We start from the raw sequence: 16833 nt of genomic DNA, 5'->3' as shown, positions 1-16833 counted from the left end.
CCTTGCGGAAAAGGAGTCCCAGGCTTATGTTACGATACATATCGCAAAGACTGATTGCCATGGCTATTACTTTATTTCTTATCATTAGCCTGCTGTTTTTCCTAATTCATTCCATGCCCGGCAGCATCGTAGACGATCCCATGCTGCCTAAGGACGTACGAGAACGGATCGAAGCCAAATATCATTTGGACAAGCCGCTCATTGTCCAATATGGATATTTCATAGGGGATTTCCTTACATTTGAATTCGGGGATTCGCTTAAAGTGCAGCCGAAGGTTCCGGTGTTCAATATTATTAAGGATAAGCTTCCAATCACGATCCAGTTAAATGTCATGGCTCTAATATTTACGATCCCGATCGGTATTATATGCGGAATTATAGCGGCATTAAAAAAGAATACGATGACTGATCATGGGATCAACATGATGGTCGTGCTGTTCATTTCGGTGCCCTCCTTCGTATTTGCGGCATTATTGCAATATATGGTGGCTTACAAGTGGGAGCTGCTGCCGATCTTGCTATCAACGGATCAAGGAATGACTTGGGATAAAATAAAATCAATGATCATGCCGGTGCTGGCGTTATCATTTGGTGAGATCGCGATCATTACCCGGTATTTGCGGGCCGAATTGTGCGAAACGATTAATTCGGATTATATGCTGTTGGCAAGAATGAAGGGCCTAACGCATATGCAGGCCACCGTGCGCCACGCGATTCGCAATTCGTTCATTCCGCTTACCAATATACTTGTTCCGATGATTTTCTCCATATTGTCGGGAGCGATCGTAATCGAGAACATTTTTGGCGTGCCGGGTCTCGGCTCCTTGTCCGTAAACTCAATCAATTCATTGGATCATCCGCTTACGATTGCCGTCATGTTCTTCTATTCCTTAATCGGTTTAATCAGCATCCTGGTTGTAGATTTATCATACGGAATTATTGACCCGCGAATTCGAATGGGAGGGAAGAAGTGATGAAGACGAGCAAGAATACAGAGCCCAACATCGAACGGAACCCATTCGAATTCGTTCAACGGGACAAGCCTATCGCGGACGAGAAATTCGAAGGCAAGGCGATTGGATTTCTACAAGATGCGCTATTGCGATTCCGCAGGAATAAAGCTTCTACCATCGCGGCGATCGTGATTGGCATTATCATTCTGCTTGCGATCATTGCTCCGATGATCAGTTCATACACTTACCGGGAACAGAATCTTGAATGGAACTTGCTTCCTCCCCGCGTCCCGGTGCTGGAGAAGCTGGGGATTTGGGATGGAACGAAAGTGATGGACGTGAAGAAAGCGAGTGTGGAAGAAAAATATAAAGGCTCGATCGTGAAAGTGCTTAAAGAGTATGAAGTCGACTACCGCGGCAACAAAATTCCAATGGTGCAAGCGAAAGTTGATATTTATCAGTTAAAAGAGGCGAAAGATAAATATTTTTGGATGGGCACTGATGCATTGGGGCGCGATCAATGGACGCGATTATGGAAGGGTACCCGCATTTCGTTGATTATCGGCTTTATGGCCGTGACCATCAATATGCTGATCGGTCTTACATATGGTTCGATTTCCGGGTATTATGGCGGTGCGGTCGATATGATTATGCAGCGGATTATTGAGATTTTGAGTGGAATACCTGGCTTAGTCGTCGTAATTTTATTTGTCATGCTTATGGGTGCAGGTATAACTCCGTTAATATTAGCGATGGTGATTACGGGCTGGATTGGCATGAGCCGCATGATTCGGGCGCAGTTTTATAAATATAAAGGTCAGGAATATGTATTGGCATCTCGCACGATGGGTGCGCGAGATCGTCTATTGATTTTCCGGCACATTATGCCTAACGCAATCGGTCCGATCATTACGCAAGCGACGCTCGCGATTCCAGGGGCTATTTTTACAGAGGCATTTCTCTCCTATTTGGGACTCGGTATCGCTGCTCCCGAACCTTCCATTGGCGGCTTGCTGTCAGAAGGTCAGAAGGTGCTGCTCGATCATCCTCACTTGACGCTATTTCCTGCAATTATCATTTCGATCTTAATGTTGTCGTTTAATATGTTCGGCAACGGCTTGCGGGATGCATTCGATCCAACTTTGAGAGGCCAAGAATAATAGCGAATAGCGGGGGGAGCTAGGATGACGACACAGAACGATATGATTCTTCAAGTAAATGATCTGCATATCTCGTTCAAAACGTTCGCGGGGAAGGTGCAGGCCGTACGCGGGGTTGACTTTGCATTGCGGAAAGGCGAGACACTGGCTATCGTCGGTGAGTCCGGCTCCGGGAAATCAGTGACGAACAAAGCGATTGTCGGGATATTATCGAAAAATGCGGTGATCGAACATGGCAGCATTTTATACAGGGGACAAGATCTGACGAAGTATACAGAGAAGCAATATACAGAAATCCGCGGCTCTAAAATTGCCATGATTTTTCAGGATCCGCTCTCTTCTCTCAATCCGGTAATGAAGATCGGCAAACAGATTATGGAGGCGCTCCGTGCACAGCAGCTAAGCAAAGCGGAGGCCAAAGCCAAAGCGCTGGAGTTGATGGAAGCAGTAGGCATTCCAAATGCGGAGAAGCGATTCCATCAATACCCGTTTCAGTTCTCTGGCGGAATGCGGCAGCGTATCGTCATTGCGATAGCCCTGGCATGCGACCCAGAAATACTGATATGCGACGAGCCTACAACGGCGCTCGATGTCACAATTCAGGCGCAAATACTCGATCTGATCAAGAAAATTCAGCAGGAACGGCAATTGTCCGTTGTTTTCATCACGCACGATCTTGGTGTGGTGGCTAACGTGGCGGATCGCGTTGGCGTGATGTATGCTGGCAAAGTTGTGGAGCATGGAACGGTAGATGAGATTTTTTATAATCCAAAGCATCCGTATACATGGAGCCTGCTCGTATCTATGCCTGATCTGGACACGGGTGCATCTGACGAATTGCTTGTTATACCGGGGACGCCACCCAACATGCTCTATCCGCCGAAAGGAGACGCCTTTGCTCCACGCAACCGATATGCGATGCATATTGACTTCGAGGAAGAGCCGCCAATGTACAGAGTAAGCGACACGCATTATGCCGCGACCTGGCTTCTTCATCCGAATGCGCCGAAGGTGGAGCTTCCGGATGTATTGAAGAGACGGATAGAGCAGCAAACGGGAAGGCTGGTGCGATAAGATGACGAATGTAATCACTCGCGAACCTGTGCTGGAAGTTAAACATTTGAAGCAATACTTCAGCAGCGGTTTTGGTAGGAAAAAGACGGTGGTCAAAGCCGTCGACGATATTAGCTTTACGGTTTATCGTGGTGAAACGTTTGGGCTTGTAGGCGAATCCGGCTGCGGCAAGACGACAACGGGCAGAACGATTATTCGACTGTATGAGCCAACAGACGGAGAAATATATTTTAATGGAACGCTCATTTCAGGAGCTTTGACTAAGGAAATTAAAAAAGAAGTAACGCGCGGCATGCAGATGATTTTTCAGGATCCGATTGCTTCATTAAATCCTCGGATGACCGTGAAGGAAATCATCGCTGAGGGGTTGAAAATCAATAAGCTGTGCAGCAGTGAGCAGGAAAGAGTAGATATGGTCTATGACATTCTGGAGACGGTAGGATTGACCCGGGAACACGCGAGTCGTTATCCGCATGAATTCTCAGGAGGGCAGAGACAGCGGATTGGAATTGCGAGAGCGTTAATTACGAGTCCCGATCTTGTTATTGCGGATGAACCGATATCTGCGCTCGATGTATCGATTCAGGCGCAGGTATTGAATTTGCTCAATCGGCTTCGGAAGAAGCTTGGGCTTACCATTTTGTTTATTGCTCATGACTTGTCTGTCGTTAAATACTTCTCAGATCGGATTGGCGTCATGTATAATGGAAAGATTGTGGAATTAGCCAAGGCGGATGATCTATATCGGCAACCAATTCACTCGTATACGAAATCCCTGCTCTCAGCCATTCCTCACCCAGATCCGCACTACGAGAGGAATCGCCAACGCATATATTATAGTCCGAGTATTCATAACTATGATGTGGAGAGTCCAAGCTTAGTTGAAATAAAGCCGGAGCATTATGTGTTCGCTTCTCCATCTGAAGTCGAGAAGTATAAGCAAGAGATGACTCTATAATCAATAAACGATGCGCATTCTCACATAGTATGTCCACATCCAGCGTAGAGCATCCGAGTCATTCCGATGTAATTATAAATTTTATTCGTATAAGAAAGCCCGTCCAAGTAAATGGACGGGCTTTCTTATATCGCTGACAACGATTCATATGTACGTCTGGCAACCGAGCGGCTTACCTATTTTTCGGCCTTCGGAAATTCCCGATGACACCAGCAGTCTCCACAATATTTACAAAAGCCTTAGGGTCATTTTCACGAATAACACGTTTTAACTCGGTCAATTCATAACGTGTAGTAACGGTCATCAACATGTCTTTCTCAATATCGGTAAATGCACCTGTGGTTTTTATAACGGTAACTCCATGCGGCAAGACCAGCAGCTTGTTAATAAGTGCTTCCTTGTTCCTCGTAATAATGAACACCGTTACCTTGTAGTGGTTAATATAGATGGTGCCGATTACTTTGCCGGTCGTAAAAATGGAGACCATGGAGTAAAGCGCCAGTTCCCACTCATTCGATAAATATCCATGGGTTACAATAACAGCCGCGTTCATTCCAACCAGAATGTTCGAGATTGAGAAATCGCGATATCTGGTTACAATTGAACCGATAATGTCAAATCCACCTGATGAGCCGCCTACTCGTAGGGATATCCCGCTTCCGATACCTACTAGTGTGCCCCCAAATACAGCAGATAAAAGCGGTTCGTTGGCAACAGCTTTAACTGGGAAGACGGATATGAAGTAAGTTGTCGCGACGACACTTAGTAAACTATATCCAATAAAGCGTTTGCCAAGCACGAACCAGCCCCATATGATTAGCGGTAAATTATAGGCGAAATATAAAATGCTCGGATTCCAATGAGTCAAGTAATTCGTTACGAGCGATAATCCAGATACGCCGCCACTAAGCAGATGGTGGGGCATTAAGAACAAATTAAATGATGCAGCGATGAGCGCTGCCCCGGCAATTAACATGATGAAATCAAAAATTCGTTTCAAGCAATGTCACCTCAAAACGTAGTATTAGTTAGTTCGGATCTGGTATTCTTCAATATTTTTGTGTTATAATATTCTGGATATTCTTGAGTAGGCTTTAGTTACCAACGATGTACATGAATTTGACGCGGAGTTCACGCTACACAATAAGAGTGTCCCTCCGCATTGTATATGAGAAGACGGTTGACTGAAAGTGCCATTCGTCACCATTGTCGCGCTACTTAAGAATACAGATAAGGCTGTGGATTGTCCACAATGAAGGAGTATGAATATTTTGAAGACATTTGCAGAATTTGGCTTGGAGCCGAAAGTGCTTCAGGCGATTACGGAATTAGGGTTCGAAGAATCGACTCCAATCCAAGAGAAAGCGATACCTGTAGCGATGACCGGACGAGACCTTATCGGACAAGCGCAGACGGGTACGGGGAAGACGGCGGCTTTCGGTATCCCGTTGATCTCGAAGATTGACCCAACAGAAGAACGTGTAAAAGCATTGGTTATGACACCAACGCGTGAATTGGCGATCCAAGTTGCTGAGGAAATCGGCAAATTGACTCGTTTCAAAGGCGTTCGTTCCTTGCCGATTTATGGCGGACAAGATATTGGACGACAAATCCGTGCTTTGAAAAAACACCCACAAATTATTATCGGTACACCAGGTCGTTTGCTTGACCACATCAACCGCAAGACGATTCGTCTTGATGATGTTGCAACAGTTGTATTGGATGAAGCAGATGAAATGCTGGATATGGGCTTCATGGAAGATATCACTTCCATCTTGAGCCTAGTACCTGAACAACGCCAGACAATGCTTTTCTCCGCTACGATGCCACCGAACATCCAAAAGCTTGCTAATCAATTCCTTCGCGAGCCAGAACATGTATCGGTTATGCCTAAGCATGTAAGTGCTCCACTCATTGAACAAGCATACATTGAAGTCCCTGAACGTGTGAAGTTCGATGCATTGAGCCGCTTGCTCGATATGGAATCTCCAGAGCTTGCGATCGTATTCGGCCGTACGAAGCGTCGTGTAGACGAATTGTCTGAAGCATTGCAGAAGCGTGGTTATTCTGCAGATGGTTTGCATGGCGATTTGTCCCAAAACCAACGTGATACGGTTATGCGCAAGTTCCGTGACGGCAGCATTGATGTTCTCGTTGCGACTGACGTAGCTGCACGTGGTTTGGACGTTTCTGGTGTAACACATGTAATTAACTTCGACTTGCCGCAAGATCCGGAATCTTATGTACACCGTATCGGCCGTACGGGTCGTGCTGGTAAAGAAGGTAGCGCATGGTCTTTCGTAACGCCTCGTGAAATTGACCATTTGCACTTCATAGAGCGTGTAACTCGTCATCGTATTCCACGCAAGCCGATTCCTAGCCTTGCAGAAGCAATCGAAGGGAAGCAACGTATCATTGCAGATCGTATTCTTGATGTTCTCAAGGATGGCGAGCTAAATGAATACAAAGGAATCTCCATTGAATTGTTGGAGCAATACGACTCCGTACAATTGTTGTCTGCTGCATTCAAGATGCTGACAGGGGATAAGAAGGATGTTTCTATCAACTTGACTCCTGAAGATCCAATCCGTGCGAAGCGTCGCAAACCAGACCTTCGTTCTAGCGGACGCAAGATGTCTGCACCTTACAACCGCAATGGTCGTTCCGGTGGCGGACGAGACTATCGTGGAGGACGCGATGGTGGTCGTGATGGTGGACGTGATGGCAACCGTGGCGGGTACAACCGCGACGGACGTGGCGAGCGTTATGGCCGCAGCGATTCCCGCGACCGCAACAACAATGGTGGTGGTGGCGATCGCCGCCCAAGACGTTTTAACAACGACGAGAACCGTAATAAGCGCGACGAATAGGACACGAGGCACATTCGAATGATGAATGTCTTCCGTTGATCAAAAGAGACCGCCCCAGTTGGAGCGGTCTTTTTTGCATGTCAAGGATGATTAGCGTGAATCTGAATTGCTGCAACAGTTCATTATATAAAAGAGCGACTTATAATAACCAACAAAATAAACAAGACCAGAATCACCCCTGTGGAAGTAAAACCAAAACCACAGCCACAGCTTCCACAGCTACCTCCAAAACCTAATTGCCCCATACGGGAACCTCCTTTAACACTGCGATGTTTGGTGTTTTCACTTAATATCCTATGCGGAATCCCTTTTCTCGCTGTAGACACGAACCTAATTGGATGCAAAATAGGCACTGGCACTAAGGTAGCAATTTGTATTATAGTAGTAGAGACAGGATGATGAGGGGGAATGACCTTTGGAATTTCGAGGGATTATGGGCGGCTTTTACCGCATTTCAGAATGGATCATGCGTTTTTCGGTCACGAACATATTGTGGCTTATCTGTTCGTCACCTTTTTTTATTTTTTTATTCATGAAGCTGATGGTTGATCAGCAGAACTTTATCAATGAATCCATTACGATGAATTGGGCGATGGGACTTGTGGCACCGTTTACATTGTTCCCAGCGACAGCTGCGATGTTCTCCGTTGCGCGGAAGTGGATCATGGGGGACACGGACGTAAAGCTCCTGCGTACCTTCTTCAAATCATACAAAGATAATTATAAGCAGGCGATGGTAGGCGGTATCTTCTACACGCTGCTGTTCGTTATTATGTATATCGACTATTACGTGTATATGACTGAGTTGAAGTCTATGCAGTTTATCGGGTATGCAATGCTAGGTTTGCTGATATTGCTGTTCGTTTCACTGTTTAACTTCTTCTCGATGGTTGCACATTTACAAGCAAAAACAACACATATTATGAAGAACAGTGTGCTGTTAACGATTTTCACTCCTGTTAGCAGTATCGTAACGATTGTATTGAGCTGCATCATTTTATACTTTAGCTTGACGAAATGGCCAGTTCTATTGTTCTTCTTCACAGGTTCACTTATTGCATACTTATCTTACTTCAACTTCAATAACGCCTTCACGAAGATTCAGGACAAGTACCAGCGCATGGTGGCTGCTCAGGAAGGTGAAGGTGAAGAAGCGGCCGATACAGAGAACGGCAAGACATCAGAGGCTGCGCAATTGGATGGAGAACAAGCGGGGAACACGACTAACAAGCAGTAAGAGAACTAGAACTTGCATTGCATTGAAGAAATGTGATATGATGTTGATCCTAACGGATGAACTAGAATGTTTGGGTAGCTTTTTAAGAGTTTATCCGCTACTGAATGGTAAGAAATACGCAAGGCGCAAGGTTTACAATACGTGAACAACACAGTATAATAAACAATACATCCTGCGATGTACGTGTAGGCTTACGTTGTTTTGAACCAATGTTTGTTTCTAGGGAGTTCAACATCTAAGTATCGCTGGCAAGCCCTCTCCGAAGGGAAGTCAAACGTACTTATGCGAGCACCCACCTGCGAGAGCGGGTTCAGAAGCATAGGAGCTGAACGGCATAGGCGGGTTTTCTTTCTAACGAATCACCTTCTTTCGTGAATGACTTCATGGGAGGAGGTGTTTTCTTTTTCTATGTAAATCCTCTTTCGTATCCTTACGAACAATGTTACACTATAGATAAGTGAGCATCGGCTGTCTAGAAAAAGGAGGAACACACTCTTGTCACTCAAACGTGTACTGGTCGGTATCGTTCGCAGTTTTGAATCGAGCGGCGATCGTGCAAAGGACCCTAAATTGAAAACGCATTATTATCAAATGTCCCGAGAGAAAGCTTGGGGTGAAGTTACATCCACGCTAAAGAAAATTCAAGGGTACAAAGTGTTGCATGAGGTGTCTTCTGTAGGCGAGATTACGCTAGAGAAGAGAACAATGACGGGGCGGACGATGGATATAACCGTATCTGTCATTAACGTAGGACCAAACAAGACCGCAATAGATATCTATTCCGCGTCTCGCGGTGGACTTGGTGATTTTGGAGCGAACTATCGTGTTATTCTTGATTTGTATGCCATATTGGACAAGAAGTTGGCATCTTACAAAATGAATAGCTAATGAGCGGAAGTGAAGGTAGTAGCGGGCGCTGTAGGGCGATATATGAATACTCGTTGATAGGATCATGAAGCGAGAGAGGAGCCTTCACTCTTCTCTCGCTTTTACTCTAGTTGATTTGTGTCGCGGTGTTACAGAAGCGCTTGGACAGCAGCCAATGCTTGCTCATAACTAGGGTGCTCTGTCATCTCGCTAACATATTCAACATAACGGATCGTATTATCGGCATCCACTACGAAGATGGAGCGCATATCGAGGTGTAATTCCTTAATCAGCACACCGTAAGATTTGCCGAAGTTGTTGTCCTTGTAGTCAGACAGCATGACGACATTGTCCACACCGGCTGCTCCGCACCAGCGAGCTTGTGCCATTGGGAGGTCAACACTCACGGTAATAATTGCGGCTTTGTCGCCAAGCTTGGAAGCTTCCTCGTTAAAGCGGCGCGTCTGCGCATCGCAAACACCTGTATCGATGGATGGGATTACACTGATTAATTTTACTTTACCAGCGAATTGTTCAAGCCCAACTACATCAACAAGCGATTTATTCAATTGGAATTCAGGCGCTTTATCGCCTACTTTAAGTTCAGGGCCGATCAATGTGATAGGATTTCCTTTTAATGTTGCCACACCTGTACGTTCTGCGGACATGGTTGGTAGCCTCCTTCTTACATATCATGCACATAATTGGTAAACCTATTGTCCATTATACGGTTTGCACATAAGGTTGTCCAATGTCGCTTCGTGATGAATTCGCTACACGATTGAGAATGATTCCGAGTAGCCGATTACATGGTTGGGGCAAGTACGCCTATGAATGTGAACTGGCAGGTGAAAGTGAGGAGAAACTCGATGATTTTTATTCGGTACGAGAATTGGCGCACCTATGTCAAAAGCTACCCGATTACAACGCTGCTGATCATCGCCAATATCGTGATGTTTATCGTGCTGATGGCTAGTGGTGGTACAAATGGTGAAAATCTATTTCGACATGGGGCAATCTGGAAGGTAGAGCCGTTCAATAAGGAGACATGGCGCATTGCCGCTGCCATGTTCCTGCATGGTGGGTTTGAGCATTTGCTGTTTAATATGTTCGCCTTATTTGTCTTTGCACCGCCGCTCGAACAGATGATGGGATCGTTCAAGTATGCCGTCCTGTATGTCATAAGTGGATTGCTAGGGAATGCGACTGCACTGTGGCTATCGGAATGGGGGACACTTGCGGTTGGAGCATCAGGTGCAATATACGGCATTTACGGGGCCTATTTGTTTATTGCCCTGTTCCGGCGTCAGACACTTGATGAGGCATCCCGTCGAACATTGCTTATAATATTAGGGATTGGTATTGTTCAATCCTTTGTCATTCAAGGCATCAGCTGGAGTGCCCATCTGGGTGGCTTAGCCGCTGGATTTGTCGTGTATGGTGTATTAAGGCTTATCCGGTGAGCAGAGCTTGCATATCATACAGCTCTTGTCCAGAGGGTAGTGATGCACTCCTCTTGAATTGCAGGTAGAAAATGATATTGATGAAATAGCATAATTGACAGAACGGAGCGAGAAGTCGTGGAACTTAGGCAATTGCACTACTTTGTGAAAGTGGCGCAAAAAGAGCATGTCACGCAAGCTGCTGAAGAACTGCATGTGGCGCAATCCGCCGTCAGCCGGCAAATCCATCAACTAGAGGAAGAGCTAGGTGTTAAGTTGTTCCTTCAGAAGGGACGGAACCTTCAGTTAACACCTGTTGGTCAATTGTTCTGCAAGCGGGCGGAGGAAATCTTGAAGGATCTTGAGCGATCGATTCAAGAAGTGCAAGAGTTTATGGATCCAGAGTTGGGGGAAGTTCGGATTGGGTTCCCGCATAGTCTAGGTGTGCATCTCATTCCTAGCATCGTAGCAGAATTCCGCAAGCGTCATCCGAATGTAAAGTTTCGTTTCAAGCAAGGCATGTATCCGTCACTAATCCGGGATATCGTATCCGGCGAAGTGGATCTCGCGTTCATTTCTCCTTTCCCGAAGGAGTGTGAGCATGTAACCGGAGAGATTGTGTTGACCGAGGAATTGTTTGCAATCTTGCCGCCAAATCACCCGTTGTCGAATGAACAAGAAATCACATTGACGCAGCTGAAAGAAGATACTTTTGTTCTGTTTAGTCCAGGGTATTCCCTACGTCCCATTGTATGGGATGCTTGCATCGAAGCGGGCTTTACGCCGCGTATTGGCTTCGAAGGTGAGGAGACTGAAACCATAAGGGGACTTGTCGCTGCTGGTATGGGAGTGAGTTTATTGCCGGACATGGCGCTTCAACATACTTCTGAGCTTCAGCCTGCCAGAGTTCGGGTTGTAAAGCCGGAAGTAACGAGAACAATAGGCATCATACGCCGATCAGGGGAGAAATTGCCTCTTGTCGCACATACATTCCATGCCTTTTTACTTCAATATTTTGCTCAGCACGACTTACAGCAACTAGCTAAAACAGCGGCGGCTTCATCTTCTGCTAGCTCATCATAAATAGGCTTGTCATGATACAGAAGAGCCCCATTCCATGCGTATCCGCATAGGAATGGGGCTCTTCGATTCTTGGATCAATGGCTCACGTTCGAGATTAGTCGTTGCGATTTGTAAAGATCATAATGTACTTCAATAGTTCCAGTACAGAAATGGCAGCTGCTGCAACGTAGGTTAATGCCGCTGCGTTAAGAACCTTCGCTACGCCACGCTCTTCTTCGTTCGTTACGAATCCTTCAGCAATCATTAGATCGCGTGCACGTCTGCTTGCATCGAACTCAACTGGCAAGGTAACAAGCTGGAACAATACCGCAGCAGAGAAGAAAATAATCCCTAACAGAATCAAATTGCTCCATTGGAAGAGGAAGCCTGCGATCAACATGAAAGGCGCAATACCAGATGAGAAATTAACTAATGGGAACATGCGATGGCGCAGAACAAGCATCGGATAGGACTGCTGGTGCTGAATCGCATGGCCGATTTCATGGCATGCTACTGAGATTGCAGAGATTGAGTTCTCATAATATACGGGTTCGGACAAACGTACAACACGGTTAATCGGGTCGTAATGGTCAGTAAGCGCACCTTGAATCGGCTCGATTGGAACATCATGCAGGCCATTCGCGTCCAGCATGCGGCGCGCTGCCTCGTAACCGGTTAGACCACTCATTGCTCTTACTTGAGCAAAGCGTTGAAAGGTTCCTTTAACGCGGAACTGCGCCCAAATTGAGAGCCCAAAAGCGATTAGAATCAAGAAATCCATCGGGTGAAAAAATAGCATGTACAAACCTCCTAAACATCAAGAGTACGGTCAAGCAGCAATCTAACTTACATCATAAAGTGATTGTTGCCCTTATCGATCAATGTGAGCAGTACCTCTACACAAGCCGCGCTTTGAGCTGCGAGACGATTGAACAATGACTGCGCTTGTGTTGGTTTGAGCTTATCCAGCATTGGGCTGAGCTCTTTTGCTTCACGTTCGAGCTTTTGCAAATGGATTTGCAATTCGGTAAGTCGTTCTTCCAATTCACGTTCTGCAGTCACGCTGTTCAATTGCGAGAAGTAAAGCTTGATTTCATCGAGACTATACTTTTCTTGTTTTAATTGATTAATACGTTCGATTCGTTCAATCGTTTCATGACTGTACAGACGATAGTTTGTATTTGTGCGCTTCACCGGTTCAATCAGGCCTATCGTCGTGTAATAGTCAATCGTTCGTTGACTTACATTCGCGGCGCGTGCCAGCTCTCCGATTCGTATTAACTTGTTAGTAGCCCCCATCGTCATCACCTCACTTATTCATTCTATGATACAAGATTGCAAACCATACAGTCAAACGTTATGGTTCTGAAATTCCTGTTTGAACATGGCATTTATATGACAATTTACATTCTTTCCTGGAGCAGAGTTCAACTTAGCGAGAAATGGCAGAAAGGAGCGGCCATAGAATGGTGTCCGCTCCGAGACTTCGCTTATCTTATTTAGGGGATGATGGGAATGATCATTGAACCTTCGCATCCGGCTTAATAAAGAGACAGACGAGTACAAGGGCAATGATGGATAGAGCTGTCACCGAAATAAAAATGATCTGATGTGACTTGCTCATCATCCAAGTGAACAGGGGAGGACCCAGGGCTACGCCGAAAAATCGCAGGCTGCTGTATAGCGATGTAATCATGCCGCGCTCAGCCTTCTCCACGCTGCCCGTAATCATCGTATTGAGACAAGGCAGCAGCATGCCAGTACCTATACTACTTATTGTAATTAACGCAATAAACCAATAGACCTGCTTATGGAACATAATGGTGAGTCCCAATGACAGAGACATAAGAACAAGCCCGATGATCATCATTCGCCGGATAAGTATGCCGTTCTTCTTGATTACGCTGCCTGTGATAAATGCAGTCGTTACGATGCCAAGCAAAGGGATTGCCAGTACAAGACCCTTCACAACGCCTTGGATGGAATACGGCTTTTCCTCTAATATATCGGATAGATAAATCAAAATGCCAAACAAAATGAATAAAGCGAGCGACCCTGCAAAAAATGCGGGGATGAGCCACCGTCCCATTTTCTTAAATATGGAGCCGACATTATGCAAATAAGTTTTGAGCGGGGTTGGCTCCTTTTGGCGTTTGGGCTCTTTAATGAGCCAGATAATGGCCACAAGCGAGAGCGCGCAAAAACATGGGAATGCAAAAAAAGGAGCGGTCCATGTCCAGAGAGCAAGCGCAGCGCCAAGAATCGGACTAATAACTTTGCCAGCTCCGTTCGATGCTTCAATTAAGCCCATGGCTTTGCTCTCTTCGGCATCCTTATATAAATCCCCTACGAGAGCCATGGCGATAGGTGCAGTTCCTGCTGCACCCAAGCCTTGAACTGCTCGTGAACTAATGAGCAGTGGATAGGAATTCCACAACGCGCCAAGGCCGGTGAACACCCCGGCAATCCCATAGATGAGAAGACCAGGTATGATAATCTTCTTGCGGCCATAGCGATCGGATAAGTATCCAGCGACCGGGATAATAATGGCGGCAGACAGTGAGAACAAGGTGATGATGAAGCTTGTCTGCAGGGAAGTTAATCCGAGATTGCGCTTCACCTCGGGCAGAATGGGCACGAGCATGGAATTGCCCAATACCATAACAAGCGGGACAGTTGCTAACGCTGCATATTCAATCCATAATGGCCTTGATTGTTGGGATGCCATATATCATCTTTCCTTCGCGAGTAGTCATATTTCAATTCGTCGTTACTGTGCCCGCATAATTAGGTTGGCATACGTAAGTTTGCTCAGAAAGCTATTGTGGGGAATCGTATTTTTGCTGGAAAAAGGGTACAATATGAACACGGAACAAGACGCGAACAAGGAGAATCAAGAATGAAAAAAAGTCTAATATTGCTTGTAGTGAGTGTTGCGCTCATTGGAATCGCGATATGGAACAATTACGATAAGTCAGACACTACCGCTTCCATGAATGACACACCGACTAAGATTGGCGGACAAGTAGGGCAGTTAGCACCGTCCATATCACTGGATGTGCTTGGCGGTCAGAATCCGATTACAGTTGGTGGCAAGCAGGATAAGCCGATTTTTGTAAACTTCTGGGCTTCATGGTGCGATCCATGCAAGGCAGAGGCACCTGATTTAGTGAAGCTGCATGATAAATACAAGGATAAGCTGTTGATGGTATCGATCAATGTGACCGCTCATGATACGGAGGAAGGAGCCAAAGAATTCGTGTCTGCCTTTGGGTTGACGAATCCAGTGCTCTTGGATACCGCGGGGAAAGCTTTCAAGGCGTATAACGGAATTGGATTTCCTACCAATGTATTGCTGGATAAGAATGGGGTAATCCGGCAGCGTTACGATGGCATAAGACCTCCAGCTGAATTAGAAAAAGCGATTCAACAAGTCATAGAGGAATAAAAAAACGAAAAACGAAAAATGAAAACAGCCGTAACCTCTTCGTTAAAGGGGTTATGGCTGTTTTCGTATTCCGGATATATCGCATTTTATTAGTGATTGACGAGTCCGACTTGTTCTTTGCGTTCAGCCGATGTAGCGACTTTCTCTTGACCGATGAGTGCATAACGAATACTGTCAATAAGTGCTTCCCAGCTCGCTTCGATGACGTTGCTAGAGACGCCAACCGTACTCCATGTATTGCGCGAGTCTGTTGATTCGATAAGCACGCGTACCTTGGCAGCCGTCGTATTATTCTCATCGAGCACCCTAACCTTGTAATCGGTGAGGTGCATGTCGGCGATGGAAGGGTAGTGACGGCTCAGTGCTTTGCGCAATGCGCTGTCGAGAGCGTTCACAGGACCGTTGCCTTCTGCAGCCATATAGATCGACTCGTCATCAATTTGCAGCTTCACAATCGCTTCCGATACAACGGAGCGTAATGAAGATTTTTCAACTAGTATTTTGAAAGATTCGAATGTAAATGGATCTTCGGCTTGACCTGTAGCCTGGCGCAACAACAGCTCCAACGAAGCGTCAGCACCTTCGAATTGATATCCCTGATGCTCAAGCTCCTTGATTTTCTCCATAATGGCCCTCGTTTCAGGCTTCGTAGGGTCAAGCTCATAGCCCAATTGTTGTGCTTTGGATAGTACATTGCTCTGACCTGCTAGTTCTGAGACGAGAATTCGCTGCTTGTTGCCAACCAGCTCAGGCACGATATGCTCGTAGGTACGGGCATCCTTCATAATCGCGGACACGTGGATTCCACCCTTGTGGGCGAAGGCTGCATTGCCGACATAAGGCTGATTCACAGGCATCGTGACGTTGGCAATTTCGCTGATATAGCGTGCAGCAGGCGTCAACGATTGTAGTTGCTCTGCGTTAACACAAGAATAGCCCATCTTCAATTGAAGTGTTGGGATGATCGAGCACAAATTAGCATTGCCGCATCTCTCGCCATATCCGTTAATGGTGCCCTGCACTTGGGTAACACCCGCCTCTACCGCAGCAAGTGTGTTCGCTACAGCAAGCTCACAATCATTATGAGTATGAATGCCGAGTTTCACTTGGACGTGATTGTGTACGTCACGAATAATACTGCCGATCTCGCCAGGAAGCGTTCCGCCATTCGTATCGCACATAACGACCCAATCAACTCCGGCTTCTTGCGCCTTACGTAGTACAGCAAGCGCATATTCTGTATTGTTCTTGTATCCGTCGAAGAAGTGCTCAGCATCCAACATGACTTCAAGCCCTGCTCGCTTCAGATAGGCGATGGAATCATAGATCATAGCTAGGTTCTCATCCAGCGTAGTTTGAAGCGCAGTGTGTACGTGGAAGTCCCATGACTTCCCGACAAGCGTTGCGGCAGGAACCTTCGCTTCGATTATCCGATTAAGGTTCGAATCCTGTTCGGCCATTGAGTCTTTGCGGCGAGTGCTGCCGAATGCTGTTAACTTCGCATTCCATGAATATGCCGCTACTCGTTTGAAAAATTCTATATCCTTGCCATTGCTGCCTGGAATGCCGCCTTCAATGTATGTGACGCCAAGCGCATCAAGTTTGCGCGCGATCTTGATCTTATCGTCTGCAGACAAGCTAATCCCTTCGCCTTGGGTGCCGTCGCGAAGTGTAGTGTCAAAAATAGAAATGACTTTCGACATTCTCGGAACCTCCTTCAGTTTTGCAAGGATGAATATGGAAATAACTATTTCCCTATTAT

General features: G+C 46.1%; 17 protein-coding genes and 1 other RNA gene. 11 read left to right on the top strand and 7 right to left on the bottom strand.

The genetic code is table 11. The features are described from left to right. Positions 1–26: 26 nt before the first annotated feature. The 4 genes from ABN764_RS27270 to ABN764_RS27255 are packed head-to-tail and all read left to right on the top strand — an operon-like array spanning position 27 to position 4145. Positions 27–974: an ABC transporter permease gene (locus ABN764_RS27270; RefSeq protein WP_065293544.1), complete on the top strand. Its 948-nt coding sequence runs from the start codon at positions 27–29 to the stop codon at positions 972–974. Next, positions 974–2113, top strand: a complete 1140-nt coding sequence (locus ABN764_RS27265; protein WP_446673689.1) for an ABC transporter permease — start codon at positions 974–976, stop codon at positions 2111–2113. Before ABN764_RS27270 ends, ABN764_RS27265 begins: the two co-directional genes overlap by 1 nt. Positions 2114–2137: 24 nt before the next feature. Continuing rightward, positions 2138–3187 (top strand): ABC transporter ATP-binding protein, encoded by a 1050-nt coding sequence (locus ABN764_RS27260; protein WP_446673688.1) that lies wholly within the window; start codon positions 2138–2140, stop codon positions 3185–3187. A 1-nt stretch (position 3188) separates the two neighbouring features. Further along, entirely contained in the window at positions 3189–4145 is a 957-nt protein-coding gene (locus tag ABN764_RS27255; protein WP_446673687.1) for an ABC transporter ATP-binding protein, read from the top strand. A gap of 172 nt (positions 4146–4317) precedes the next feature. Here the strand turns inward: ABN764_RS27255 and ABN764_RS27250 are convergent, their stop codons facing one another. Continuing rightward, entirely contained in the window at positions 4318–5121 is an 804-nt protein-coding gene (locus ABN764_RS27250) for a YitT family protein (RefSeq protein ID WP_036619974.1), read from the bottom strand. Positions 5122–5416: 295 nt separating this feature from the next. Between ABN764_RS27250 and cshA the strand changes: the two genes are divergently transcribed. Further along, a complete protein-coding gene (cshA, locus tag ABN764_RS27245; RefSeq protein WP_072729755.1) occupies positions 5417–7015 on the top strand; it encodes a degradosome RNA helicase CshA in 1599 nt (532 codons plus the stop codon). Positions 7016–7137: 122 nt separating this feature from the next. On the opposite strand, the gene ABN764_RS27240 is transcribed toward cshA, so the two are convergent. After that, positions 7138–7260, bottom strand: a complete 123-nt coding sequence (locus ABN764_RS27240; RefSeq protein ID WP_083545160.1) for a sporulation protein YjcZ — start codon at positions 7258–7260, stop codon at positions 7138–7140. Positions 7261–7430: 170 nt separating this feature from the next. Here ABN764_RS27240 and ABN764_RS27235 point away from each other — a divergent pair, with 170 nt between their 5' ends. The 3 genes from ABN764_RS27235 to ABN764_RS27225 all read left to right on the top strand — a co-directional run bounded on the left by ABN764_RS27235 (position 7431) and on the right by ABN764_RS27225 (position 9140). Next, positions 7431–8252, top strand: coding sequence for a YesL family protein (locus ABN764_RS27235; protein WP_446673686.1), 822 nt, complete (start codon positions 7431–7433; stop codon positions 8250–8252). Positions 8253–8418: 166 nt separating this feature from the next. Then, positions 8419–8601, top strand: a non-coding RNA gene (gene ssrS, locus ABN764_RS27230) — 6S RNA. A 146-nt stretch (positions 8602–8747) separates the two neighbouring features. Beyond that, positions 8748–9140, top strand: coding sequence for a DUF1499 domain-containing protein (locus ABN764_RS27225; RefSeq protein ID WP_005546086.1), 393 nt, complete (start codon positions 8748–8750; stop codon positions 9138–9140). 128 nt (positions 9141–9268) lie between these two features. Here ABN764_RS27225 and tpx read toward each other — a convergent pair whose 3' ends face one another. Next, positions 9269–9787: a thiol peroxidase gene (tpx, locus tag ABN764_RS27220; protein ID WP_021253225.1), complete on the bottom strand. Its 519-nt coding sequence runs from the start codon at positions 9785–9787 to the stop codon at positions 9269–9271. A 201-nt stretch (positions 9788–9988) separates the two neighbouring features. Here tpx and ABN764_RS27215 point away from each other — a divergent pair, with 201 nt between their 5' ends. Then, positions 9989–10582 (top strand): rhomboid family intramembrane serine protease, encoded by a 594-nt coding sequence (locus ABN764_RS27215; RefSeq protein ID WP_021253224.1) that lies wholly within the window; start codon positions 9989–9991, stop codon positions 10580–10582. A 117-nt stretch (positions 10583–10699) separates the two neighbouring features. Next, positions 10700–11644, top strand: a complete 945-nt coding sequence (gene gltC, locus ABN764_RS27210) for a glutamate biosynthesis transcriptional regulator GltC (protein WP_021253223.1) — start codon at positions 10700–10702, stop codon at positions 11642–11644. 94 nt (positions 11645–11738) lie between these two features. Here gltC and ABN764_RS27205 read toward each other — a convergent pair whose 3' ends face one another. The 3 genes from ABN764_RS27205 to ABN764_RS27195 all read right to left on the bottom strand — a co-directional run bounded on the left by ABN764_RS27205 (position 11739) and on the right by ABN764_RS27195 (position 14351). After that, a complete protein-coding gene (locus ABN764_RS27205; RefSeq protein WP_021253222.1) occupies positions 11739–12422 on the bottom strand; it encodes a zinc metallopeptidase in 684 nt (227 codons plus the stop codon). Between the two features lie 47 nt (positions 12423–12469). After that, on the bottom strand, positions 12470–12922 hold the full coding sequence (locus tag ABN764_RS27200) for a helix-turn-helix domain-containing protein (RefSeq protein ID WP_021253221.1): 453 nt from the start codon (positions 12920–12922) through the stop codon (positions 12470–12472). A 220-nt stretch (positions 12923–13142) separates the two neighbouring features. After that, a complete protein-coding gene (locus tag ABN764_RS27195) occupies positions 13143–14351 on the bottom strand; it encodes an MFS transporter (protein WP_021253220.1) in 1209 nt (402 codons plus the stop codon). Positions 14352–14522: 171 nt separating this feature from the next. Here ABN764_RS27195 and ABN764_RS27190 point away from each other — a divergent pair, with 171 nt between their 5' ends. Next, positions 14523–15071 (top strand): TlpA family protein disulfide reductase, encoded by a 549-nt coding sequence (locus ABN764_RS27190; protein WP_072729753.1) that lies wholly within the window; start codon positions 14523–14525, stop codon positions 15069–15071. An 89-nt stretch (positions 15072–15160) separates the two neighbouring features. Here the strand turns inward: ABN764_RS27190 and cimA are convergent, their stop codons facing one another. Further along, positions 15161–16774: a citramalate synthase gene (cimA, locus tag ABN764_RS27185; RefSeq protein ID WP_174809389.1), complete on the bottom strand. Its 1614-nt coding sequence runs from the start codon at positions 16772–16774 to the stop codon at positions 15161–15163. Positions 16775–16833 lie beyond the last annotated feature (59 nt).

Origin of the sequence: Paenibacillus wuxiensis, from assembly GCF_040195695.1 — a bacterium.
GTDB lineage: Bacteria > Bacillota > Bacilli > Paenibacillales > Paenibacillaceae > Paenibacillus_B > Paenibacillus_B suaedae.
Note: the sequence above shows the minus strand (reverse complement) of the source record. Positions and strands in the feature narration are given on the sequence as shown.

What these genes read in the sequence shown, in the direction of transcription:
- ABN764_RS27200 (WP_021253221.1), bottom strand. Translation starts at nt 12,922, where the DNA reads ATGGGGGCTACTAACAAGTTAATACGAATCGGAGAGCTGGCACGCGCC.
- ABN764_RS27270 (WP_065293544.1), top strand. Translation starts at nt 27, where the DNA reads ATGTTACGATACATATCGCAAAGACTGATTGCCATGGCTATTACTTTA.
- ABN764_RS27215 (WP_021253224.1), top strand. Translation starts at nt 9,989, where the DNA reads ATGATTTTTATTCGGTACGAGAATTGGCGCACCTATGTCAAAAGCTAC.
- cimA (WP_174809389.1), bottom strand. Translation starts at nt 16,774, where the DNA reads ATGTCGAAAGTCATTTCTATTTTTGACACTACACTTCGCGACGGCACC.
- ABN764_RS27255 (WP_446673687.1), top strand. Translation starts at nt 3,189, where the DNA reads ATGACGAATGTAATCACTCGCGAACCTGTGCTGGAAGTTAAACATTTG.
- ABN764_RS27265 (WP_446673689.1), top strand. Translation starts at nt 974, where the DNA reads ATGAAGACGAGCAAGAATACAGAGCCCAACATCGAACGGAACCCATTC.
- ABN764_RS27240 (WP_083545160.1), bottom strand. Translation starts at nt 7,260, where the DNA reads ATGGGGCAATTAGGTTTTGGAGGTAGCTGTGGAAGCTGTGGCTGTGGT.
- ABN764_RS27205 (WP_021253222.1), bottom strand. Translation starts at nt 12,422, where the DNA reads ATGCTATTTTTTCACCCGATGGATTTCTTGATTCTAATCGCTTTTGGG.
- ABN764_RS27190 (WP_072729753.1), top strand. Translation starts at nt 14,523, where the DNA reads ATGAAAAAAAGTCTAATATTGCTTGTAGTGAGTGTTGCGCTCATTGGA.
- ABN764_RS27250 (WP_036619974.1), bottom strand. Translation starts at nt 5,121, where the DNA reads ATGTTAATTGCCGGGGCAGCGCTCATCGCTGCATCATTTAATTTGTTC.
- tpx (WP_021253225.1), bottom strand. Translation starts at nt 9,787, where the DNA reads ATGTCCGCAGAACGTACAGGTGTGGCAACATTAAAAGGAAATCCTATC.
- ABN764_RS27195 (WP_021253220.1), bottom strand. Translation starts at nt 14,351, where the DNA reads ATGGCATCCCAACAATCAAGGCCATTATGGATTGAATATGCAGCGTTA.
- ABN764_RS27260 (WP_446673688.1), top strand. Translation starts at nt 2,138, where the DNA reads ATGACGACACAGAACGATATGATTCTTCAAGTAAATGATCTGCATATC.